The sequence below is a fragment of the Stenotrophomonas sp. SMYL41 genome (assembly GCF_036319965.1).
GTDB classification, from domain to species: domain Bacteria; phylum Pseudomonadota; class Gammaproteobacteria; order Xanthomonadales; family Xanthomonadaceae; genus Stenotrophomonas; species Stenotrophomonas maltophilia_R.
In genome coordinates, this window is the sequence record NZ_JAWIRX010000013.1 from 12,589 (window position 1) to 35,007 (window position 22,419).

The 22,419-nt window shown below is 67.8% G+C and carries 22 protein-coding genes; 15 read left to right on the top strand and 7 right to left on the bottom strand.

Features of this window, described 5'->3' with window-relative positions:
* Positions 1–11: 11 nt before the first annotated feature.
* The gene (locus V3B30_RS15065) at positions 12–2,333 is read right to left on the bottom strand and encodes a DUF1631 domain-containing protein (RefSeq protein ID WP_262083286.1); all 2,322 of its coding nucleotides are present in this window, start codon (positions 2,331–2,333) and stop codon (positions 12–14) included.
* Positions 2,334–2,664: 331 nt separating this feature from the next.
* Between V3B30_RS15065 and V3B30_RS15070 the strand changes: the two genes are divergently transcribed.
* Genes V3B30_RS15070 through V3B30_RS15085 form a run of 4 tightly spaced genes read left to right on the top strand, consistent with a single transcriptional unit; the run spans position 2,665 to position 5,534 of the window.
* A complete protein-coding gene (locus V3B30_RS15070) occupies positions 2,665–3,246 on the top strand; it encodes a nitroreductase (RefSeq protein ID WP_262083287.1) in 582 nt (193 codons plus the stop codon).
* On the top strand, positions 3,243–4,193 hold the full coding sequence (locus V3B30_RS15075) for a 5'-3' exonuclease H3TH domain-containing protein (RefSeq protein ID WP_100471360.1): 951 nt from the start codon (positions 3,243–3,245) through the stop codon (positions 4,191–4,193). Before V3B30_RS15070 ends, V3B30_RS15075 begins: the two co-directional genes overlap by 4 nt.
* A complete protein-coding gene (locus V3B30_RS15080; RefSeq protein WP_100471359.1) occupies positions 4,190–4,744 on the top strand; it encodes an NUDIX hydrolase in 555 nt (184 codons plus the stop codon). Before V3B30_RS15075 ends, V3B30_RS15080 begins: the two co-directional genes overlap by 4 nt.
* Complete coding sequence (locus tag V3B30_RS15085; protein WP_100475157.1) at positions 4,737–5,534, top strand: N-formylglutamate amidohydrolase; 798 nt, start codon at positions 4,737–4,739, stop codon at positions 5,532–5,534. Before V3B30_RS15080 ends, V3B30_RS15085 begins: the two co-directional genes overlap by 8 nt.
* A 31-nt stretch (positions 5,535–5,565) precedes the next feature.
* Here V3B30_RS15085 and V3B30_RS15090 read toward each other — a convergent pair whose 3' ends face one another.
* Together V3B30_RS15090 and V3B30_RS15095 are read right to left on the bottom strand one after the other, a co-directional pair.
* Positions 5,566–6,237: a hypothetical protein gene (locus tag V3B30_RS15090; RefSeq protein WP_262083288.1), complete on the bottom strand. Its 672-nt coding sequence runs from the start codon at positions 6,235–6,237 to the stop codon at positions 5,566–5,568.
* Positions 6,234–7,646, bottom strand: a complete 1,413-nt coding sequence (locus V3B30_RS15095) for an MFS transporter (protein WP_262083289.1) — start codon at positions 7,644–7,646, stop codon at positions 6,234–6,236. The genes V3B30_RS15090 and V3B30_RS15095 overlap by 4 nt, the downstream gene beginning before the upstream one ends.
* Before the next feature lie 105 nt (positions 7,647–7,751).
* Here V3B30_RS15095 and V3B30_RS15100 point away from each other — a divergent pair, with 105 nt between their 5' ends.
* Positions 7,752–8,636, top strand: a complete 885-nt coding sequence (locus V3B30_RS15100; protein WP_262083346.1) for a LysR family transcriptional regulator — start codon at positions 7,752–7,754, stop codon at positions 8,634–8,636.
* Between the two features lie 36 nt (positions 8,637–8,672).
* On the opposite strand, the gene pip is transcribed toward V3B30_RS15100, so the two are convergent.
* Positions 8,673–9,614 carry a prolyl aminopeptidase gene (gene pip, locus V3B30_RS15105; protein ID WP_100471355.1) on the bottom strand — a complete coding sequence of 314 codons (942 nt, stop codon included), beginning with the start codon at positions 9,612–9,614 and terminating at the stop codon, positions 8,673–8,675.
* 48 nt (positions 9,615–9,662) lie between these two features.
* Positions 9,663–10,520 (bottom strand): peptide chain release factor N(5)-glutamine methyltransferase, encoded by an 858-nt coding sequence (gene prmC / locus V3B30_RS15110; protein ID WP_262083290.1) that lies wholly within the window; start codon positions 10,518–10,520, stop codon positions 9,663–9,665.
* A 321-nt stretch (positions 10,521–10,841) separates the two neighbouring features.
* Here prmC and ahpC point away from each other — a divergent pair, with 321 nt between their 5' ends.
* From ahpC to V3B30_RS15135, 5 genes are all read left to right on the top strand, one after another.
* On the top strand, positions 10,842–11,405 hold the full coding sequence (gene ahpC, locus V3B30_RS15115) for an alkyl hydroperoxide reductase subunit C (protein ID WP_014036055.1): 564 nt from the start codon (positions 10,842–10,844) through the stop codon (positions 11,403–11,405).
* A 225-nt stretch (positions 11,406–11,630) separates the two neighbouring features.
* Positions 11,631–13,223, top strand: a complete 1,593-nt coding sequence (gene ahpF, locus V3B30_RS15120) for an alkyl hydroperoxide reductase subunit F (protein WP_100471353.1) — start codon at positions 11,631–11,633, stop codon at positions 13,221–13,223.
* A gap of 85 nt (positions 13,224–13,308) precedes the next feature.
* Positions 13,309–14,271 (top strand): LysR substrate-binding domain-containing protein, encoded by a 963-nt coding sequence (locus V3B30_RS15125; protein WP_100471352.1) that lies wholly within the window; start codon positions 13,309–13,311, stop codon positions 14,269–14,271.
* A gap of 123 nt (positions 14,272–14,394) precedes the next feature.
* Complete coding sequence (rnk, locus tag V3B30_RS15130; protein ID WP_065722817.1) at positions 14,395–14,799, top strand: nucleoside diphosphate kinase regulator; 405 nt, start codon at positions 14,395–14,397, stop codon at positions 14,797–14,799.
* A gap of 50 nt (positions 14,800–14,849) precedes the next feature.
* A complete protein-coding gene (locus V3B30_RS15135) occupies positions 14,850–15,806 on the top strand; it encodes a transaldolase (RefSeq protein ID WP_262083291.1) in 957 nt (318 codons plus the stop codon).
* A gap of 523 nt (positions 15,807–16,329) precedes the next feature.
* Here V3B30_RS15135 and msrA read toward each other — a convergent pair.
* Positions 16,330–16,995: a peptide-methionine (S)-S-oxide reductase MsrA gene (msrA, locus tag V3B30_RS15140; protein WP_202908141.1), complete on the bottom strand. Its 666-nt coding sequence runs from the start codon at positions 16,993–16,995 to the stop codon at positions 16,330–16,332.
* Between the two features lie 30 nt (positions 16,996–17,025).
* Positions 17,026–17,289: a DUF2007 domain-containing protein gene (locus V3B30_RS15145; RefSeq protein ID WP_010481810.1), complete on the bottom strand. Its 264-nt coding sequence runs from the start codon at positions 17,287–17,289 to the stop codon at positions 17,026–17,028.
* Between the two features lie 197 nt (positions 17,290–17,486).
* Here V3B30_RS15145 and V3B30_RS15150 point away from each other — a divergent pair, with 197 nt between their 5' ends.
* The 5 genes from V3B30_RS15150 to rlmM all read left to right on the top strand — a co-directional run bounded on the left by V3B30_RS15150 (position 17,487) and on the right by rlmM (position 22,412).
* A complete protein-coding gene (locus tag V3B30_RS15150; protein ID WP_100471348.1) occupies positions 17,487–19,235 on the top strand; it encodes a glutamine--tRNA ligase/YqeY domain fusion protein in 1,749 nt (582 codons plus the stop codon).
* 43 nt (positions 19,236–19,278) lie between these two features.
* On the top strand, positions 19,279–19,932 hold the full coding sequence (locus V3B30_RS15155; RefSeq protein WP_100471347.1) for a hypothetical protein: 654 nt from the start codon (positions 19,279–19,281) through the stop codon (positions 19,930–19,932).
* A gap of 48 nt (positions 19,933–19,980) precedes the next feature.
* Positions 19,981–20,703: a DUF6348 family protein gene (locus V3B30_RS15160; RefSeq protein ID WP_262083292.1), complete on the top strand. Its 723-nt coding sequence runs from the start codon at positions 19,981–19,983 to the stop codon at positions 20,701–20,703.
* Between the two features lie 97 nt (positions 20,704–20,800).
* Positions 20,801–21,361: a nucleoside deaminase gene (locus V3B30_RS15165; RefSeq protein ID WP_100471345.1), complete on the top strand. Its 561-nt coding sequence runs from the start codon at positions 20,801–20,803 to the stop codon at positions 21,359–21,361.
* Positions 21,345–22,412, top strand: a complete 1,068-nt coding sequence (gene rlmM, locus V3B30_RS15170; protein WP_262083293.1) for a 23S rRNA (cytidine(2498)-2'-O)-methyltransferase RlmM — start codon at positions 21,345–21,347, stop codon at positions 22,410–22,412. The genes V3B30_RS15165 and rlmM overlap by 17 nt, the downstream gene beginning before the upstream one ends.
* Positions 22,413–22,419: the final 7 nt, after the last annotated feature.

The window sequence follows — 22,419 nt, forward strand, 5'->3', positions numbered from 1 at the left end:
GCGGCCAGCGCTCAGTGCAGGGTGGCGCTGCCCGGGTCGAGGCGGTCGATCACGCCCTGCATGGCGCTGTCGAAGGCGCCATCGTCAACGTGGGCACGCAGGCGGCCCAGCCGCACCATCACCGCCAGCTCTTCCGGCGAGGCCACGCAGAAGCGCACGCCGCGACGGTTGACGAACAGCAGGCGCGAGGAAATCGGGCTGACCCAGGACAGCTTGCCCGCCTGGACCTTGCCGTCCTTGTCGACGAAGTCCAGCCAGTTGCCGATTTCCATGCGGCGGAAGCGGTCGGCATCGGCGTTGTCGAAGTCATCAGCGTCAATCTGGCCACCCAGTTCCACCGCCGGCGACTCGGCCACCGGCGGTGCCGGCAGCGCGACCTGCGGCAGCTCGGGCAGCGCGCGCTGCAGTTCCGGCCGCGACTCGGCGATGCCCTGCAGCGTGTCATGCAAGGCGTCGATCGCACCGGTGGCCGCATCGCCATGCACGCCGACGCTGGCAAATACCTTGGCCAGCACCGGCTGCCAGGCCTGCAGCCACGGCTTGCCGACGATCTGGCGGCGGGCCTCGGCCACCTCTTCCAGCAGGCCGTCGCCAAGGCTCAATGCCTCGGCCACCGACGCGCCTTCTTCGCCCTCGCGCAGCAACGCCAGGGTCAGGTGGTGCTGCCACGGCTGGCGCAGGAACTCGGCTATGGCCGGCGGCAGGGTGGCGTCGCCGATGCGGCGGTCCAGTTCCGCACTGGCCCGGCTGCGGGCCATTTCCAGCTTTTCCTGCCCGCGCTGCGTTTCCGCGGCCCGGCGCTCGGCGATTTCCACGCGGCGGCGGTGCTGCACCAGGAACTCGCGGAATTCTTCTTCCAGGGTCAGGAAGATCGCCAGGTTCTCGTTGAACTCTGCCACCAGGCGCTCGATGATCTCCTCGACCTTGGCCATCAGCATGCGCTCGGCCTGGCTCTCGCCGGTGTTGCCCTCGCAGGCCTCGGCCAGCGAGTTGAGCAGCTTGCGCGCCGGATGGGTCTTCTGCACGAACATGCGGCGGTCGAGCATGGCCACCTTGACGAAAGGCACCACCAGGCGGCCGATGAGTTCGCGTGAGCGGCCTTCCAGTTCACGCTCATCCAGCATCACGTCGAACAGCATGCCGACCAGGTCGATCGCATCCTCGTCCTGCGGGTCCAGGCGGGTCTGGCCAGGGTCCACGCCCAGCTGGGTGGCGCTGGACAGCACTTCGCTTTTCAGCCGTTGTGCCAGCGATTCACCGTCCTCGCCGATGGCTGCACGCAGCGTCGCACTGGGCGTGGCCTGCAGCAGCGACAGCACCGACATCATTTCGCGCTGGCTGAGCGGACGCTGCTGGCCGATCGCCACCTGTGCGGCCGACGTCGCGTCTTCACGCACGTGACGGGTCTGCTGCAGCAGTTCATGCAGCGCTTCCAGCAGCATGCCCTGCTGGCCTGCGTAGGCCTCGCCAGCACCACCTTCTTCGCCGCCCAGGTGTTGCTGCATGTGGCCGCGGCGCTCGGACCAGCGCGCGGCAAAACGCTGCGCCCAGGCCGGTGCGGCCTGTTCGTCATCGCTGAATCCGGCATCGAAGCCGGTGCCCTGGCGTTGCTCGACCAGATCGTCAAGCACCCCGGCCATGCGCGGATCGGGCGCCGCCGACAGTGGGCGCTGCGGCGCGCCCATCTGCGACATCACCCCGGCCGCGGCCAGCTGCTCGTCCAGTTTCTCGTAGATGCGGCCGACCGGTGCGCGCAGGTCGCGCTCGCACAGCTTGATCAGTACCAGATGCACTTCCGGCGCCAGTTCGCAGCCGGCAAAGGCCTCGTGAATGGCCACGCCCAGGTGTTCGGGGCTGATCGGATTGTGGTCGGCGTCCAGCTCCGCGCCGCCGATCAACCGCCCCAGGCGGCGGTCCAGCCGCGCCAGCACCGGCTTGAAGTCGCGCAGCAGCACGGTGGCGAAATTGCGCACTGCCAACCGCGATTCCAGTACGTGCTCGGCCAGCAGGCTCAGGCCATCCTCGGCCGGCCCGGACAGGGTCGCCTCGGCCGACAGCGGCTCACCGGCCGCCAATGCGACCCAGGCCTGCTGCAGGTGGCCGGCGAAGGCGGAAGCGATATCCTCACGGCGGCGGCGCAGCTCGCGCATCGCGTCCAGAAACAGCAACTGCGACGAGCCGGCATTGCCGGCGCGGTCGAACAGGGCATCGTCGAAACGCGCCAGCGCGGCCCCGAACGCCTGGCACAGCGCGGGCAGGACCATGTCCCGGGCAAGCTGGAGCTGGGCCGGGTCACGGCCCGGCGATCCCATCGGTGTGGGCACGCTCATCATTCGGGAAGGCTCCCCACCTTCTCTGGCACGACAGACAGCATGGACATCGCGACGACCGGCACACCCCATGTACCGGAACGTCGATGGTAGGCCGGCCAGCCCGTCACGGACAGTGAAACAGTCCTCACTTCAAACCTCATGACCGGCGGCCCGGCAAGACGGATATCGTAAGCCGTGCAAGGCCCACGAGGCGAGGGGAAGCGGCTGCCCGTTTCCCGCCAGTGGCATGATGTTCATCACAGTTTGGTATTCAGGGGCCGGACGCGACACAAACGGCGTCATTGACCACCCCGACTATAATCAACCACCCGTGATGACCGGTTCAGACTCCATGCCCGACCCCGCTGCCCTGCTCGCCCTGGATGCCCGCCGCTCGGTGCCCTCGCGGCAACTGGGCGAGCCCGGACCGGACCTGGCCACCCTGCAGCGGATGCTGGCCTCGGCGGTGCGCGTGCCCGACCACGGCAAGCGCGTGCCGTTCCGCTTCCTGAAAATCGCCGGCGATGCACGTCACACTCTGGGCGACTTCGTGGCCGAACGCAGCCGCCAGCGCGACCCGCATGCCGGCGAGGCCGTATTCGAGAAGGACCGCCAGCGTTTCAGCCACGCCCCGCTGGTGATCGTGGTGGTCGCCAGCCCGCGCCCGGACCCGAAGGTGCCCGAACAGGAACAGCTGATGACCGCCGGCTGCGTCTGCTTCGCCCTGCTGCAGGCCGCGCAGGCGCTGGGCTTCGGCGCGCAGTGGCTGACTGCCTGGATGGCCTTCGATCCGGTCGTGCAGGCCCATCTGGGCCTGGTCGACGGCGAACGCATTGCCGGCTTCATCCACATCGGTACGCCCAAGGCCGACGTGCCCGAGCGCGAGCGCCCCGACCCCGCAGCCCTGCTGCGGGACTGGACGCCGCCGGCATGACCCTGCCGGCTCCGCCGCCGTCGCTGTACCTGGTCGACGCCAGCATCTACGTGTTCCGCGCCTGGCACTCGCTGCCGGACCAGTTCCAGGACGCCCAGGGCTGGCCGACCAATGCAGTGCACGGCTTCGCCCGCTTCCTGCTGGACCTGCTGGAGCGTGAGCGACCGCGGCATATCGCCATCGCCTTCGACGAAGCGCTGGACAGCGGCTTCCGCCACCGGCTGTATCCGGCCTACAAGGCCAACCGCGATCCGGCGCCGGAGGCGCTCAAGCGCCAGTTCGTGCACTGCAAGGCCCTGTGCGCGGCGTTGGGCCTTGCCGTGCTGGCCCACCACGAATACGAGGCCGACGACCTGATCGGCAGCGCCCTGCACGTGCACCGCGGCAGCCATCGCGGGGTGATCATCTCCGCCGACAAGGACCTGTCGCAGTTGCTGCTCGACCACGACGAGCAGTGGGACTACGCCCGCAACCAGCGCTGGGACGTGGCCGGCGTCAAGGCACGGCACGGCGTGCACGCGCACCAGATTGCCGACTACCTGGCGCTGTGCGGCGATGCGGTGGACAACATTCCTGGTGTCAGTGGTGTCGGCAGCAAGTCCGCCGCCGTGCTGCTGGCCCACTTCGGCAGCATGGATGCACTGTACGAACGCCTGGACGAAGTGCCGTTCCTGCGCCTGCGCGGCGCCGCACAGATGGCGGTGCGCCTGCGCGAACAGCGCGAGCACGCGCAGCTCTGGCGCCAGCTGACCACCATCGCGCTGGATGCGCCGCTGGAAGGCAGCCAGCCTGGGCTGCTGCGCCAGTCGGCCGATCCGGAGCTGCTCGGTGGCCTGTGCCAGACCCTGCGCTTCGGCCCGATGACCCGCCGCCGGCTGTTCGATGCCGCCGGCGTGGCCGACCCCGTTCCCACTCCATCTTTTTCCCATTCTGGCGAACCCGCATGAACCAGCGCAACACCGAAGCCCCGCGCGTCGTCTATGAAGGCAAGTACCAGCGCATGCTGGTGCGCGGCACCTGGGAATACAGCGAACGTACCCATGCCGGTGGCCTGGCCGCGATCATCATCGCCGTCACCCCGGAGGACAAGGTGCTGTTCGTCGAGCAGTTCCGCGTACCGCTGCAGGCCCCCACCATCGAGATGCCGGCCGGCCTGGTCGGTGACATCGATGCAGGCGAATCGATCGAAGTCTCGGCCGTGCGCGAGCTGGAAGAAGAAACCGGCTGGACCGCCGATCACGCCGAGGTGCTGATGATCGGCCCGACGTCTTCCGGCGCCAGCAGCGAGAAGATCGCCTTCGTGCGTGCCACCGGACTGCGCCGGGTCGGCGAAGGCGGCGGCGATGACAGCGAAGACATCACCGTGCACGAGATTCCGCGCGACGAGGCTGCGGCCTGGCTGGTGCAGAAGATGGGTGAAGGCTACGAGCTGGATGCCAAGCTGTGGGCCGGCCTGTGGATGATCGAGCACCACCTTGACGGGCGCCCGCGTGGCTGACGCCGACCTCCACGCCTTGCCGGCGTTGCTGGGCGCCGACGACCCGCCGATCTACACGATCCACCACGCACAGGGCGCCTCGCCGTACCTGCTGCTGGCCGATCACGCCGGGCAGCAGGTGCCGCATGCGCTGGACAGGCTGGGCCTTGCGCAGCCTGAGCTGGATCGCCACATCGGATGGGACATCGGCATTGCCGGCACCACCCGCGCATTGGCCGAACGGCTGGATGCCTGGGCGATCGAACAGACCTACTCGCGGCTGCTGATCGACTGCAACCGCCCGCTGGCCTCACCTACGCTGATTCCGGAAGTGAGCGACCACACCATGGTGCCGGGCAATGCCAGGCTGTCGGTGGCGCAGCGGCAGCAGCGCATCGATGCGATCCACGCGCCCTACCACGCACGCATCGACGCCGAACTTGATGCACGCCGCGATGCCGGCCGCCCCACGTTGCTGGTGATGATGCACAGCTTCACCCCTGCCATGAACGGCATGCAGCGGCCGTGGCACGCCGGCGTGCTGTACCACCAGGACACGCGCTTTGCGCACGCACTGCTGCAGGCACTGCGCGACGAAGGCGACCTGGTGGTGGGTGACAACGAACCGTATTCGGTCAGCAGTACCAGCGACTATGCGGTGCCGGTGCATGGCGAAGGGCGCGGCCTGGTGCATGTGGAACTGGAAATCCGCCAGGACCTGATCACCGATGCCACCGGGCAACAGGCATGGGCGGAACGGCTGGCGCGGATCTTCAACGCATTGCAGCCGGGGTTGCTGGCCTTGGCATGATCCCATCCACGCATGGCGTGGATGGTGTTGTTCAACGCAGTGCAGGCGCGTCCATCCACGGGAACGGCTTGAAGCCGCGCACCTGCAGCGTTGCGCCAACAGCGGCGAAGTCATCCTTGATCGCCTGCGCACGCTTGCGGTCCAGTGCCTGGCCCAGCAGCAGCGGCAACGCACGACAGCGCGGCAGCGCCTCGCCCACCCGAATCTCCAGCAGGTGCGCCACGCGCCGGGCCACTGCCTTGACCTGTGCCTCCGGGCACGCGACCAGCACCAGATCGAACGACGCGAAGATGCCCGCACCAATGCCGGCCTCGCGCGCCGCTGCCTGTTCCCCGGCGTCCGCTTCGCCCAGCGCCTCGTCGATGCCTTCAACCTGCCGGAACGCGTCGAACTCGGCGTAGTACGCCAGCGCCCGTGCATGGTCGGCCAGCGTGGACAGCGGCCGCTGCCGCTTCTGCACGTCGAGCACGTCGGCGAAGGTCGCCGGTTCAAGAAAGGTGGACAGGCCCAGCGCGCGCGCCTCGGCGGGAACATCACCGTCGTCGTCGAACGCCTCGCCTTCATCGGCCGGCAGCCAGAAGCGCGCCTGCAGCAGATCGCCCCCGGTGGCATGCACCCAACCGAAGGAGGCGTACACCGCATCGTCATCGTTGCGGGCCGCAAAGGCGCACAGGGTCTGTTGCAGGTCCAGCAGTTCGATCATGCGTCGTTGCCCAGGCAAGCGGTCACTGCCGAGTCTACCGGTGCCGGGCGCAGGCCCAGCGCGATCACCACGCCGAACAGCGCGAACAACGCCGCGCCATACTCGGCGCGCACCAGCCCGGCCAGTGCACTCGACGAACCGGCGGCACCCTCATCGGCATTGGCCACCATCACCAGCACCGCCAGGCCCAACGCGCCGCCGATCTGCTGTGCAGTGGCCGCCATGCCCGAGGCCACGCCCTGCTGGGCAGCGGGAACCCCCTGCCCGGCCACGATCCACATCGAGGTCCAGGTCATGCCCTGGCCGATGCTCAGTACCACCACGCCGGGCAGCAGCGGCCAGAAGTTCGCGCCGTGCGGCAGCGTCGCGGCCACCCAGGCGATACCGATGGCACCGGCCAGCTGCCCGACCACCAGCACCTTTCGCGCGCTCCAGCGCTGCAGCGTCCATTCGGCCAGTTGGATGCCCACCGTGCAGACCGCGGTGGCGGGCAGGAAGGCCAGGCCGGCCTGCAGCGGGCTCCAGCCATAGCCATCCTGGAAGTACAACGCCATGAAGTAGTACTGCACGCCGTAGCTGCTCATGAAGGCGAAGGTCAGGCCCAGCGCGGCACGCAGGCCCGGCAGGCGCAGCAGCGCGAACTGCATCAGCGGATCGCGGCTGCGCTGCTCGATCTGCACGAACGCCACCAGCAACAGCACCGACAGCAGCAGGCAGCCGAGCGTGGCCGGCGCGGTCCAACCCCATTCCGGGCCCTGCACCAGCGTGGTCACCAGCAGGCTGCCGCCGAGGGTGACGGTGATGCAGCCGGCCAGGTCGAACGAACGGCCATGCGCACGCGGGCCGTCGGCCGGTAGCCATGCACCGGCTGCGACCGCACACGCCGTGGCCAGCGGCACGATCACCGCCAGCACCGCCGGCCAGCCGAACGCCTGGGTCAGCACACCACCGAGCAGGGTGCCCAGCGCCAGGCCAACCGCGCTGGCCATGCTCCAGATCGCCAGGGCGCGGTTGCGCACCGGGCCTTCCGCGTACAGCGTGTTGATCAGTGCCAGCGTGGCCGGGAACAGCAGCGCCGCGCCGATGCCCTGTGCCGCGCGCGCGATGATCAGCAAGGTGGCATCCGGCGCCAGCGCGCCGAGCAGCGAGGCCAGCGCGAACAGCAGCATGCCCAGCCGGTAGAAGCGGCGGCGGCCGATCAGGTCGGCGGCGCGCCCGCCCAGCAGCAGGCTGCCGCCGAAGGCCACGGTGTAGGCACTGACCACCCATTGCAGCTGCTGCGCGTTGATCTGCAGCGCGCGCCCCATGTCATGCAGGGCGACGAAGATGATGGTGGCGTCCAGGGCGATGATCAGCTGGGCGGTGGCCAGCAGGGTCAGCGCCCAGCGCGGGTATTTGAGGGGAGGCATTGGCGGTCCGGCGCAGTGGGGGAACGCAGTCTCATTGATGCAGACCAATCAATAAACCCCATGCCCACGATATCTGTCATGATTTTCCGCATGAATGGAGCCTCGATGGACCTCAATGCGGTGCGCATGCTGGTGCAGGTGGCCGAAGCCCGCAGTTTCACCGTGGCTGCCGGCCAGCTGGGCCTGAGCCAGTCCGGCCTGTCGCGCGCGATCGGGCGGCTGGAAGTGTCGCTGGGGGTCAAGCTGCTGCAGCGAAACACCCGCAACGTGGCGCTCACGCCGGATGGCCGTCAGTTCGTGGAACAGGTGGCACCGCTGCTGGCCGGCCTCGACGATGCCGAGCGGCAATTGGCGGACCGCCCGTGCACGCCCTCGGGCACATTGAAGATCAGCGCGCCATCGATGTTCGGGCGCAAGGTGCTGGTGCCGCTGCTGGCGCCGTTGCTGCGACAGCACCCGCAGCTGCAGGTGGAAGCGGTGCTCAGCGACCGCCTGGTCGATCTGGTCGAGGAAGGTTTCGATGCCGCGCTGCGCACCGGCGTCATCGCCGACCAGCGCATCGTCGCACGCCCGCTGCGTCCGCTGCGCTGGGTGACGGTGGCCAGCCCCGCCTATCTGGCCCGCTGTGGCGCGCCCAACGATGTCACCGCGCTGCAGGACCATGCCTGCCTGGCGGTGCGCAACCTGCGCAGTGGCCGGCTGGTGGATTGGCAGTTCGTGCAGGAGGGCCAACTGCGTGAGTTCACCCCACCGACGCGGATGGTGTTCGACAGCGGCGATCCGCTGGTGGAAGCGGCGATCGCCGGCATCGGCATCGTGCAGGTGATGGATTTCGCGGTGGCCGACGCGCTGGCGGACGGCCGCCTGCAACGCGTGCTGCAGCGGTTTGAAGGCCGCAGCCGCGCGCTGTCGCTGATCTACCCGCCCTCGCGCCAGCATTCGCCGAAGCTGCAGGTGCTGGCCGACGCGTTGCTGGCCGGGGATTGGTAGCGCCGGGCGATGCCGGCCAGCGGCCGGCACTACCGATCAGGCGAAGCTATCGGTGGCGCGCACCAACGCGTCCACGTTCTCGGCTTCAAACGCCGAATGGCCCGAGGCCGGGGTGATCTCCAGCTTCGCCTTCGGCCACACCTTGGTCAGGTCCCAGGCGTTGGCCAGCGGGCAGACCACGTCGTAGCGGCCGTGCACGATCACGCCCGGGATGTCGGCGATGCGGTGCGCGTCGCGCAGCAGCTGGTCTTCCACTTCGAAGAAGCCGCCGTTGACGAAGTAGTGGTTCTCGATGCGGGCAAAGGCCAGGGCGAAGTGCGGGTCTTCGTGGCTGTTGATGAAGTCATCGTCCACGTGCAGGAAGCTGGTCGCGCCTTCCCACACCGCCCACGCCTTGGCCGCTTCCAGGCGGGTGGCTTCGTCGTCGCTGGTCAGGCGGCGGTGGAAGGCCGAGATCAGGTCATGACGTTCCACCGCCGGAATCGGCTTCAGATAGTGCTCCCACGCATCCGGGAACAGGCGGTTGGCACCCTCCTGGTAGAACCATTCCAGCTCCCAGCGGCGCAGCATGAAGATGCCGCGCAGGACCAGTTCGGTCACGCGCTGCGGGTGGGTTTCGGCATAGGCCAGCGCCAGGGTCGAACCCCAGCTGCCGCCGAACACCTGCCAGCGATCCACCTTCAGGTGCTCGCGCAGCTTTTCGATATCGGCGACGAGGTCCCAGGTGGTGTTGTCCACCAGGTCGGCATGCGGCGTGGAACGGCCGGCACCGCGCTGGTCGAACAGGATGATGCGGTACTTCGACGGGTCGTGGAACTGGCGCATCTTGTCGCTGCAGCCGCCGCCCGGGCCACCGTGCAACATCACCACCGGCTTGCCGTCCGGGTTGCCGCACTGTTCGAAGTACAGCGTGTGGCGATCGTCGACCTTCAGGGTGCCGACGTCGTAGGGGGTGATGGCGGGGTACAGCGTACGCATGCTTGCAGCTCCAGGGTGATGCCCTGCCGGGGCAGGAGAACCTCCATTCTAGGCCGGACGCCGGCCCAGGGTGATCCGTTCGCGCTGCTCAAGGTCCTGCACGGTCTGCACCTCGGCGAATCCAGCCGCCTCGAACAGCGCGCGGATCGCCGCGCCCTGGTCCCAACCGTGCTCGATCAGCAGCCAACCGCCGGGCAGCAGATGGGCCTGGCCACCGTCGACGATGCGGCGGATGTCATCCAGGCCATCCACGCCGGAGGCCAGCGCGGTGGCCGGTTCGAAGCGCAGGTCGCCCTGTGCGAGATGCGGGTCGTCGCTGGCGATGTACGGCGGGTTGCTGGCGATCAGGTCGAACCGCGCGCCCTGCAGCGGCGCATACCAGTCGTGCCCGCCCTCGGCGAAGCGGACGTTGCCCAGTTCATGGCGGGCGGCATTGCGCGCGGCCACGGCCAGCGCACCGGAGCTGGCATCGGTGGCCAGCACCTGCGCTTGCGGCCGTTCGCTGGCCAGGGCCAGCGCGATCGCGCCACTGCCGGTGCCCAGGTCGGCCAGCTGCAGTGCGCGGCCCTGTGGCAGGCGATCCAGCGCGAGCTCCACCAGCAGTTCGGTTTCCGGGCGCGGGATCAGCGTGGCCGGGTCGACCTCCAGGTCCAGCGTCCAGAAACCGCGGCGGCCGGTCAGGTAGGCCACCGGCTCGCCAGCCACGCGGCGGGCCAACAGGGCTTCGAAGGCGACCTGGTCGGCGGTGGCGAGCGGATCGGTGGCATGCGCGAACAGCCAGCTGCGAGGGCGGTCCAGCACGTGCAGCAGCAGCAGTTCGGCCTCGTGGCGGGCATCGACGCCGCCGAGGCGGGCACTGGCCTCGGCCACGACCTGGCGCAGGGAGGATTCGGGTTGCAGAGACATTCCGCAATTGTAGAGCCGAGCCCGCGCCCGGCTGCTTCTGGAGCACCGGAGCGTGGCTCGACTCTACAAAAGCCGGAAACCGTTCAGGTTCCGCCTGAGGGGATAAGGAGGGGCTATCGGCCCCATTCAACCGTCCCGGAAGATTTTCCTTGTCACACAGGCAGTTGCAGGATGGGGGCGCCAAGGTTCAGTGCCTGCTCATCGGCCTTTGATAGCCTGCGCCTATCAAATAGATGCAATCAATGGATTGTTCTTATCGCGAGTGAATCGGTAACCTAGCTCCTGTCGATTCACCCACTCCCCTTCACCAGAGGAAAAATGATGTCCCTCATCAACACCCAGATCCAGCCGTTCGAAGCCAACGCTTACCACAATGGCGAGTTCATCAAGGTTTCCGACAACAGCCTGAAGGGCCAGTGGTCCGTCCTGATCTTCATGCCGGCCGCCTTCACCTTCAATTGCCCGACCGAGATCGAAGACGCCGCTGACCACTACGCCGAGTTCAAGAAGGCCGGCGCCGAGGTCTACATCGTCACCACCGACACCCACTTCTCGCACAAGGTGTGGCACGAAACCTCGCCGGCCGTCGGCAAGGCCCAGTTCCCGCTGGTCGGCGACCCGACCCACCAGCTGACCCGCGCCTTTGGCGTGCACATTGAAGAAGAAGGCCTGGCCCTGCGCGGCACCTTCATCATCAACCCGGAAGGCGTGATCAAGACCCTGGAGATCCACTCCAACGAGATCGCCCGTGACGTCGCCGAGACCCTGCGCAAGCTCAAGGCTGCCCAGTTCACCGCCGCCAACCCGAACCAGGTCTGCCCGGCCAAGTGGAAGGAAGGCGAGAAGACCCTGACCCCGTCGCTGGACCTGGTCGGCAAGATCTAAAGCAGTACCGGCCTGCCGTGGCCCCACGCCACGGCGCGCCTTTCATCCCCGTGCCGGTCCCCCCGCCGGCGTGGGGGTGAACCCAAGACAGCCAACGCTCGCCCGCCTTGGCCAGCCAGCCCCTTCCACGGTCGCTGTCTTGGGTTCACCCCTACCCCCTGCTGGTCCGCTACCTTCTACAGCGGTGCCACGCCCCCTGTTTGCCTGAAGCCAGGAGAAGACCCGATGTTGGACGCCAACCTGCAGTCGCAGCTGAAGACCTATCTGGAGCGCGTGACCCGCCCGATCCAGATCACCGCGCACGCCGACGACGGCGCCAAGTCGCAGGAAATGCTGGAACTGCTGCAGACCCTGGAAAGCCTGTCGGACAAGATCTCGCTGCAGGTCCTGCGCGACGGCCAGGGCCGCGTGCCGTCCTTCGACCTGGGCACGCCGGGCCAGGACATCCACCTCACCTTCGCCGGCCTGCCGATGGGCCACGAGTTCACCTCGCTGGTGCTCGCGCTGCTGCAGGTCGGCGGCCACCCGTCCAAGGCCACCGCCGAGCTGATCGAGCAGGTGCAGAACCTGGAAGGCGAATACAAGTTCGAAACCTACTTCTCGCTGTCCTGCCAGAACTGCCCGGACGTGGTGCAGGCCCTGAACCTGGCCGCGGTGCTCAACCCGCGCATCCAGCATGTGGCCATCGACGGCGCCCTGTTCCAGGACGAAGTCGAGAAGCGCGAGATCATGTCGGTGCCGACCGTGTACCTCAACGGTGAAGTGTTCGACCAGGGCCGCATGACCCTCGAGCAGATCGTAGCCAAGCTGGACACCAATGCCAGCAAGCGCGACGCCGAGAAGATCGCCGCCAAGGACGCCTTCGACGTGCTGGTGGTGGGCGGTGGCCCGGCCGGCGCGGCGGCAGCGATCTACGCCGCACGCAAGGGCATCCGCACCGGCATCGCCGCCGAGCGCTTCGGTGGCCAGGTGCTCGACACCATGGCGATCGAGAACTTCATTTCGGTAAAGGAGACCGAAGGCCCGAAGCTGGCCACGGCGCTGGAACAGCACGTGCGCGAGTACGAGGTGGACATCATGAACCTGCAGCGCGCCAGCGCGCTGGTGCCGGCCGGTGAAGATGGCCTGGTGCAGGTGCAGCTGGAGAACGGCGCGGTGCTGAAGTCGCGCTCGGTGATCCTGTCCACCGGCGCGCGCTGGCGGCAGATGAACGTGCCGGGCGAAGACCAGTACCGCAACAAGGGCGTGGCCTACTGCCCGCATTGCGATGGTCCGCTGTTCAAGGGCAAGCGCGTGGCGGTGATCGGTGGCGGCAACTCCGGCGTGGAAGCGGCCATCGACCTCGCCGGCATCGTGTCGCATGTAACCCTGCTGGAGTTCGATTCCAGCCTGCGCGCCGATGAAGTGCTGCAGAAGAAGCTGCGCAGCCTGGCCAACGTCACCGTGCTGACCAGCGCACAGACCACCGAGGTGCTGGGCGACGGCAGCCGCGTCACCGGCCTGGTCTACAAGGACCGCGTCGGTGGCGACGCCCACCGCGTCGAGCTTGAAGGCATCTTCGTGCAGATCGGACTGCTGCCCAACACCGAGTGGCTGAAGGATGTGGTGGCGCTGTCGCCGCGTGGCGAAGTCGTCATCGACGATCGCGGCCAGACCAATCTGCCGGGCGTGTTCGCCGCTGGCGATTGCACGACGGTACCCTACAAGCAGATCATCATCGCCATGGGCGCCGGTTCGACCGCCGCACTGAGCGCGTTCGACCACCTGATCCGCTCGTCGGTGAGCAACAGCAGCGGTGCCGTTGCTGAAGCGGCCTGATCCACCGTTCCCAGATCACCGGGAGCATTGTCTGCCTGTCGGGTAACCATGCCGTCAGCCGGTCCGTTACCCCTGGGGTGTAAGGATGAACCTACGTGATCTGAAGTACCTGGTAGCCCTGGCCGACCACAAGCATTTCGGTCGGGCTGCCGCCTCCTGCTTCGTCAGCCAGCCCACGCTGTCGACGCAGATCCGCAAGCTGGAAGAAGAGCTGGGCCTGCCGCTGGTGGAACGCGCACCGCGCAAGGTGATGCTGACCCCGGCCGGCCAGGAAGCGGCGGCACGGGCACGGGTGATCGTGTCCGAAGTGGAACAGCTGAAGGAAGCGGCGCGACGCAGCCGCGATCCGGAGGCCGGTACGGTGCGCCTGGGGATCTTCCCGACCCTGGGTCCGTACCTGCTGCCACATGTGATCCCGCGCATCCGCGAGCGTTTCCCGGAGCTGGAACTGCTGCTGGTCGAGGAAAAGAGCGACGTGCTGCTGGACCGCCTGCGCGAAGGCAAGCTCGACGCTGCGCTGCTGGCGCTGCCGGTGATCGATGACCAGCTGCATGCCGAATTCCTGTTCGAAGAGCCGTTCCTGCTGGCCGTGTCCGGGCGCCACCCGCTGGCCCGTCGCGAACACCTGGACGTACAGGAACTGGCCACGCAGAAGCTGCTGCTGCTGGAAGACGGGCATTGCCTGCGCGACCAGGCACTGGAAGTCTGCCGCCTGTTCGGCGCCAACGAGAAGTCCGAGTTCCGCGCCACCAGCCTGGAGACGCTGCGGCAGATGGTCGCTGCCGACGTCGGCATCACCCTGCTGCCGAGCCTGTCGGTGCAGCCGCCGGTCCCGCGCTCGAACAACATCCGCCTGCTCGATTTCACCGGCGAAGGCCGTCCCAGCCGCCGCATCGCCATGGTCTGGCGCCGCAGCTCGGCCATGAACGACTTCCTGATGGAGCTGGCCGACCAGTTCAAGCGCCTGCCGCAGGCGCTGTTTACCCTGGAAGCGCTCAATGCCGCCAGCGATGCGGCGCCGCTGCCCGGCCCCGCGCTGAACGGCTGAGCCCCCGCAGCACCGGCCCGGAATCGGCAGGAGTCGATTCCGGCCGCATTTGTCCCCACAATACAGACAGGCGGCGCCAGCAGGTGCCGCCTTTTGCATGGCTTTCAACCAAGGAGCTTCACCATGAACACCGCCAGCGGCCTGCCGCCGTCGATCACCGTTTCTACCTTCGACATGGACCGCCTGGACGCCATGCTCGAATCCCCTGCGCTGAGCCAGACGCCTGCCGCGCTCGCGCTTGCTGAAGAACTCAACCGTGCCACCGTGCTGGCACCGGACCAGATTCCCGAAGGCATCGTCATGATGCATTCGCGCGTGGAGTGCGAAGATGAAGTGTCGGGCGAGAAGCATGTCCTGACCCTGGTCTTCCCCCGCGAAGCCAACGTCGATGAAGGCAAGGTTTCCGTGCTGGCCCCGGTCGGCAGTGCCCTGCTCGGCCTGTCGATCGGCCAGAGCATCGACTGGAATGCGCCCGGCGGCCGCAAGTTGCGCCTGCGCGTGACCGCGGTCCACAACGACCGCCCCTGATTACCGCTGCGCACCGCGCGCGATTCGATCCCCCTGCACCAGGAGCCGTAATGAGTACCCCGTCCAAACTGTCCCAGCTGCGCGAACTGTCCGTGGTGGTTGCCGATACCGGTGACTACGATGCCATCAAGCGCCTGCAGCCGGTGGACTGCACCACCAACCCGACCCTGGTGAAGAAGGCGCTGGACCTGCCGGTCTACGCCGAGCTGATCGAACGCGAACTGGCCTGGGGCCGCCAGCAGGCGGGCGACCGCGAAGCCGTGGTGAACGCCGTGGCCGACCGCCTGACCATCGGCGTCGGCGCGCTGCTGAGCACGCTGGTGCCGGGCCGCGTGTCCACCGAAGTGGATGCCGACCAGGCCCACGACACCGCCGCCACCGTGGCCAAGGCCCGCCAGTTCATCCAGATGTACGCCGATGCGGGCGTGCCGCGCGAGAAGATCCTGATCAAGATCGCCGCGACCTGGGAAGGCGTGGAAGCCGCGCGCATCCTGCAGGCCGAAGGCATCGACTGCAACCTGACCCTGATCTTCAACCCGACCCAGGCGCTGGCCTGCAGCGAAGCCGGCGCGTTCCTGATCTCGCCGTTCGTCGGCCGCATCCTGGACTGGTACGTGGCCAACGGCCAGGCCCCGGCCAGCATCGACGAAGACCCGGGCGTGAAGTTCGTGCGTGGCGTATATGCCGAATTCAAGCGGCGTGGCTCGCCGACGGTGGTGATGGGCGCCTCGTTCCGTTCGACCGCGCAGATCGAAGCACTGGCCGGCTGCGACCGCCTGACGATTTCGCCGGACCTGCTGGAGAAGCTGGACGCCGACCACGGTGAGCTGCCGCGCAAGCTGGTGGCCGGTGCGGCCGATGGCGCGGCGGTGACCCCGATCGATGCGGCGAAGTTCGCAGCCGACCTCGCGGCCGATCCGATGGCGACCGAGAAGCTGGCGACCGGTATCGATGCGTTTGCCAAGGATCTGCAGGCGCTGCGCGAGCGCATTCGTTCGGAACTGTGAGGATTTCGGCCAACGGCTGAGCCCCTCGTGGCGGGGGCTTGGTCGCGAAATGCATGAAGCAACAGCCGCGCTGGGTCGGGGGGGGGGGGGGGGGGGGGGGGGGGCGCCCCCCCCGCCGGGGGGGGGGGGGGGGCCCGCCCCCCCCCCCCCCCCCCCCCCCCCCCCCCCACCCCCCCCCCCCCGCCCTCTGACAGTTTCCGGTGGCCGCCCGCCACGGATGAAAGAAAGAAGAGCAAAAGCGGGTCGCGCGCTTCGCTTGCTCGCAGCCGAGCAAGCTCAACTCTACGGAGCACTGCAGGACCAAACAAAAAGGACGCGGCGAAGGCCGCGTCCTTTTTGTTTTCCTTCAGTTCGTCAGTAACCCATGCTCTTGCCCACCGTCACCGGGAAACTGTCGGAGGTGGGGCGGTGTGGGTGGGCAGGACCGTACCCGCAGCAACCCAGAGCCGCTTTGGCTTTGGCTTTGGCTTTGGCTTTGGCAGTTGCTTTCAGCTTCTGCCCGTCGCAGGCGGACCACCGCGCGTCAGCGCGGCGCCTCCACATCCAACCCGATCGGGCAGCTCACGCCGGTGCCGCCTATGCCGCAGTAGCCGTTCGGGTTCTTCGCCAGATACTGCTGGTGATAGTCCTCGGCGTAGTAGTACGCCGGCGCCGGATACACGATCTCGGTGGTGATCGGGCCATAGCCAGCGGCGTCCAGCTGGGACTGGTAGGCCTCGCGGCTGGCCAGCGCGGCCTTGTACTGGGCCTCGTCGGTAGCGTGGATCGCCGAGCGGTACTGGGTGCCGGTGTCGTTGCCCTGGCGCATGCCCTGGGTCGGGTCGTGGCTTTCCCAGAACAGCTGCAGCAGCCGTTCCAGGCTCACCACCGCCGGATCGAACACGACCTGCACCACTTCGGTGTGGCCGGTCAGGCCCGAGCAGACCTCTTCATAGGTCGGGTTCGGGGTGATGCCACCGGCATAGCCGACCGAGGTGCTGTACACGCCCGGTTCGGTCCAGAACTTGCGCTCGGCGCCCCAGAAACAGCCCAGCGCAAAGCGGATCTGCTGCAGGCCGGCGAAACGGTCCTTCAGCGGATGGCTGTTCACGAAGTGCTGGTTGCTGTGCAGCGGTAGCGGTTGGTCACGCCCCGGCAGCGCCTCTTCCGGGCGCGGCAGGCGCTGCTTGAAGGCGCCGATACCGAGGATGCCCTGGCCAATTCCCAACATGATGCGCTCCTACGCCGGAAGACCGGCTATGTCGTCTGCATCCGAAATGGGGGCATCCGGTGCGTGCCCCAAGTCCAGTGCCGCCACGATGTCCTCGGCCTGCGGGCGTGCGGCATCCGGGATTCCCACCCGCAGTACACCAAACAGCGGCAGCTCGCCCATGCCACCCAGCAACGACTCGCCGAACACGAACGCCGGGATGCCGGCATCCTCCAGCGCGTGCTTGACCAGATGGGCGTCGAACAGGTTGTCGGCCTTGTACACGATGTGCATGCGGCGGCTCCGTGGGACAGGATTCCAGCATACGCCCGGGGGCTGAATGGTGGTGGTGACGGCGCATGACCGTTCCGCCGGCCAGCGGCCTGCACGCGGTAATGCCGGCCGCTGGCCGGCACTCCCATACCCCACCGGGCAGCCCCGCCCCGTACGCGCTAGACTGTTGGTCTTTCTGCCTTTCTCTTCGCCGACTCATGTCCGAGCACACCCCCGCCAGCCCCGAGACCCCCGCCGACAGCCACGAAAAGCGCGATTTCATCCGCCAGATCGTGCGCGAGGACCTGGCCAGCGGAAAGCACCAGGCGATCAAGACCCGCTTCCCGCCGGAGCCGAACGGCTACCTGCACATCGGCCACGCCAAGTCGATCTGCCTGAACTTCGGCATCGCCGGCGAGTTCAGCGGCGTGTGCAACCTGCGCTTCGATGACACCAACCCGGCCAAGGAAGATCCGGAATACGTCGCCGCGATCCAGGACGACGTGCGCTGGCTGGGCTTCGAGTGGAACGAGCTGCGCCACGCCTCGGACTATTTCCAGACCTATTACCTGGCCGCCGAGAAGCTGATCGAACAGGGCAAGGCCTATGTCTGCGACCTGTCGGCCGAAGAAGTGCGCGCCTACCGCGGCACCCTGACCGAGCCGGGCCGCCCGTCGCCGTGGCGCGACCGCAGCGTCGAGGAGAACCTCGACCTGTTCCGCCGCATGCGCGCCGGTGAATTCCCGGATGGCGCGCGCACCCTGCGCGCGAAGATCGACATGGCCAGCGGCAACATCAACCTGCGCGATCCGGCCCTGTACCGCATCAAGCACGTCGAGCACCAGAACACCGGCAATGCGTGGCCGATCTATCCGATGTACGACTTCGCCCATGCGCTGGGCGATTCGATCGAGGGCATCACCCACTCGCTGTGCACGCTGGAATTCGAAGACCACCGCCCGCTGTACGACTGGTGCGTGGACAACGTCGATTTCGCCCACGACGACGCGCTGACCCAGCCGCTGGTCGACGCCGGCCTGCCGCGCGAAGCGGCCAAGCCACGCCAGATCGAATTCTCCCGCTTGAACATCAACTACACGGTGATGAGCAAGCGCAAGCTGATGGCGCTGGTCACCGAACAGCTGGTGGACGGCTGGGAAGACCCGCGCATGCCGACCCTGCAGGGCCTGCGCCGCCGTGGCTACACCCCGGCCGCGATGCGCCTGTTCGCCGAGCGCGTGGGCATCAGCAAGCAGAATTCGCTGATCGACTTCAGCGTGCTGGAAGGCGCGCTGCGCGAAGACCTGGACAGCGCCGCGCCACGCCGCATGGCCGTGGTCGACCCGGTAAAGCTGGTGCTGACCAACCTGCCGGAAGGCCACGAAGAGCAGCTGACCTTCAGCAACCACCCGAAGGACGAGCGCTTCGGCAGCCGCGAAGTGCCGTTCGCACGCGAAGTGTGGATCGACCGCGAGGACTTCGCCGAAGTGCCGCCGAAGGGCTGGAAGCGCCTGGTGCCGGGTGGCGAAGTACGCCTGCGCGGCGCCGGCATCATCCGCTGCGATGAAGTGATCAAGGATGCCGACGGCACCATCACTGAGCTGCGCGGCTGGCTGGATCCGGAATCGCGTCCGGGCATGGAAGGCGCCAACCGCAAGGTCAAGGGCACCATCCACTGGGTCAGCGCCGTGCACGGCGTGCCGGCCGAGATCCGCCTGTACGACCGCCTGTTCTCGGTGCCGAACCCGGACGACGAATCGGAAGGCAAGACCTACCGCGATTACCTCAACCCGGAGTCGCGCCGCACCGTCACCGGCTATGTCGAGCCAGCCGCGGCCAGCGCCGCCCCGGAGCAGTCGTTCCAGTTCGAACGCACCGGCTACTTCGTTGCCGATCGCCGCGACCACACCGAGGCCAAGCCGGTGTTCAACCGCAGCGTGACCCTGCGCGACACCTGGTCGGCCTGAGGACCTGCGCGGGCGCCAGGACGGCGCCCGCACGACCGCGACGATGATCACCGCCCTTTCCGCCCTGCTCTGGTTCCTGACGCAGCACCCGCTGCTGACGTTCTTTTCGGCGATGGTGCTGGCCGGGCTGGTCTCGTGGTGGCGGCGCTTTCCGGGCTACGCCATCGTGGTTTTCCCGCTGGCGATGCTCAACATCTTCCTCGGCCACTTCGTCAACGCCGCCTTCCTGAACGTGGTGGGCGAGCGCGGTGAAGCGGTGATCGTGAAGTCCGAGCGCACCAGTTCGACGATGAACGAGCAGTACATCTGGCGCTACGAAGCGGTGCTGCGCACCGCCGAGGGCCGCGATGTGGAGGTGGTGTTCCACACCAACACCGCCTCGTTGTGGCCGCTGGAGAACGCGATCCGCATTCCCGCGCCCGACCAGCCGTTCGTGGTGAAGTACACGCCGGGCTTCCCGCGCAACTTCGTCATCCTCACCAACGAATCCCCGCACGGCATCGCCCAGGCCCGTGCCAGCGCGCGCGAGCGCGTGGAGGTGGCGGCACGCAAGCTGCATTTCAGCCCGGGCAACGCGGATTTCCGCGCGGACTATCGCCGCGAGCTGGAAACCTGGCTGCGCGATCATGGCAGCGACCCGCAGCAGCAATCCGACGCGCAGCGATATCGCGCCGAACTCGACGCGCTCGAGCGCTAGTTCCAGGCCCTGCCTGGATGTTCCGCCTCATCCATCCACAGGCCTGACATGACCACGACCACCACCGCCCTTCTCCCGCTGCTGCAGCAGGTCCTGCAGGACGCCGGCATCGCCAGCCGCGCCGACGGTGGCGCGCTGCTGCTGGACAGCGGCCTGCGCCTGACCCCGCATGCGATGGCCGCGCATGCGCGCGGCAACGGCGGCTGGCAGACTTCCACCGTCATCGAGGCCCAGCATCCGGTGTTGTTCGCCGATGGCCTGTTCGAGTACCAGCACGCCAACGGTGCCGACGAACAGGCCTCGCTGCTGTCCGGCTTCCAGACCTGGATGCGGGTGGACCTGGCGACCCTGCAGACCGCGATCGGCGCCGAGGACGCGCAGGGCCTGCCGATGATGGGCCTGGCCTACCCGGCCGGCGATGACGGCGAGGAGCACCAGCGCACCGTGGTGCTGGGGCCGTTGGCGCACTACCGCGCGCAGGAGGTGGATGCATCCACCTGCAGCGAAGACGACCATGGCTCCTGTCCCTGCTGCCTGTTCACCCGCAGCATGGATGCCTTCGACGAGCTGATGAAGGCCCGCTCGTTCCTGGCGATCCGCCTGTTCGCCTCGCGCGATGCCGAAGGCCTGTGCGAAGCCGATTGCCGGGTCAATGGCCACGACTTCGCCGCCGCCCTGCCCCTGCTGCGCGCCTATGCCGCCAGCTGGCCGCAGGCCGGGCTGGAATTCCGCAAGCAGTACGTGGTGATCCGCACCGGCTCGCCAGGCTGACCCATCGCCACACCCGATACAGGCCGGTGCAGCTACACTGCGCGCCGGTTTCCCCAAGCAACCGCACCTTCTTCCATTCCCTACGAGGCACCCCGCGATGCTGTACGCGCAAGTCCACCTGACCCTTCCCGCCTGGATCCACGACCAGATCGACCTGGATCGTCGATATCCGGGCGACGAGGCCAAGGTCGCACTGGCGATCGAGCTGTCGCGGTTGAATGTCGAGCACGCCAGTGGCGGCCCGTTCGGCGCGGTGGTGTTCGGGCCGGATGACAAGGTCATCGCCGCCGGCGTGAACCGGGTGATGCCGCACGCAACCTCGCTGGCGCACGCCGAGAACATGGCCTACATGCTGGCCCAGCAGCGCCTGCAGACCCCGCGCCTGAACGCGGTACTGTCGCCGGTCACCCTGGCCACCAGTTCGCAGCCGTGCTGCCAGTGCTACGGCGCGACCGTGTGGGCCGGCATCGACCGCCTGCTGATCGGTGCCAACGCGGCCGACGTCGAGGAACTGACGCCGTTCGACGAAGGCCCGCTGCCGGCCGACTGGGTCGGCGAGCTCAACAAGCGCGGCATCGAAGTGGTGCAGGGCCTGAACCGCGATGCCGCACGCAGCGTGCTGCGTGCCTATGGGGAAAGCGATGGCGCCCGTTACTGAAACCGGCATCGGCCTGCTGTGCCTGTGCCGGCAGGGCTTCGAGCCCGAGCTGGCCGGCGAGCTGCAGTTCCGCGCCGGTGAAGCCGGTTTCGCCGGCTACGCGCGTACCCAGCGCAACGACGGCTATGTGCTTTTCATGTGCGACGAATCCGCTGCCCTGGCGCCACGGCTGCGCTGGCGCGAGCTGATCTTCGCGCGACAGAAGCTGGTGGTACTGGCCGAGCTGCCGCAGCTGGACCCGGCCGACCGCATCACCCCGATGCTGGAGGTGCTGGCCGATGCGCCGCGCTTCGGTGACCTGTGGGTGGAACACCCCGATTCTGACGCCGGCAAGCCGCTGTCCGGGCTGGCGCGTGCCTTCGGCAATGCGCTGCGCCCGGCGCTGCGCAAGGCCGGCAAGCTCAGCGACAAGCCGAACAACCGCCTGCCGCGCCTGCACGTGGTGTTCGTCGACGGCACCCACGCCTTCGTCTGCGTGGCCGATCCGGCCGACAGCGCGCCGTGGGCACTGGGCATCCCGCGCCTGAAGCTGCTGCCCGAAGCGCCTTCGCGTTCGGCACTGAAGCTGGACGAAGCATTGCTGACCCTGCTGACCCCGGAAGAACGCGAAGCATTGGCCAAGCCCGGCATGCGCGCGGCCGACCTCGGCGCCGCACCCGGCGGCTGGACCTGGGTGCTGACCCGCCAGCACATGCACGTACTGAGCATCGACAACGGCCCGCTGCGCCAGCACGTGCTGGACACCGGCCTGGTCGAGCACCTGCGCGCCGATGGCTTCCACTGGCACCCGGAACAGCCGCTGGACTGGATGGTCTGCGACATGGTCGAGCAGCCGCGCCGCGTGGCCGAGCGCATGGCCACCTGGTTCCGCGAGGGCTGGTGCAGGCATGCGATCTTCAATCTGAAGCTGCCGATGAAGAAGCGCTGGGACGAGACCCGGCTGTGCCTGGACCTGTTCCAGGACCAGGCCGGCAAGCCGCTGGTGGTCCGCGCCAAGCAGCTCTATCACGATCGTGAAGAGATCACCGTGCTGGCGTCGCCGCTGCGCTGAGGCCGTC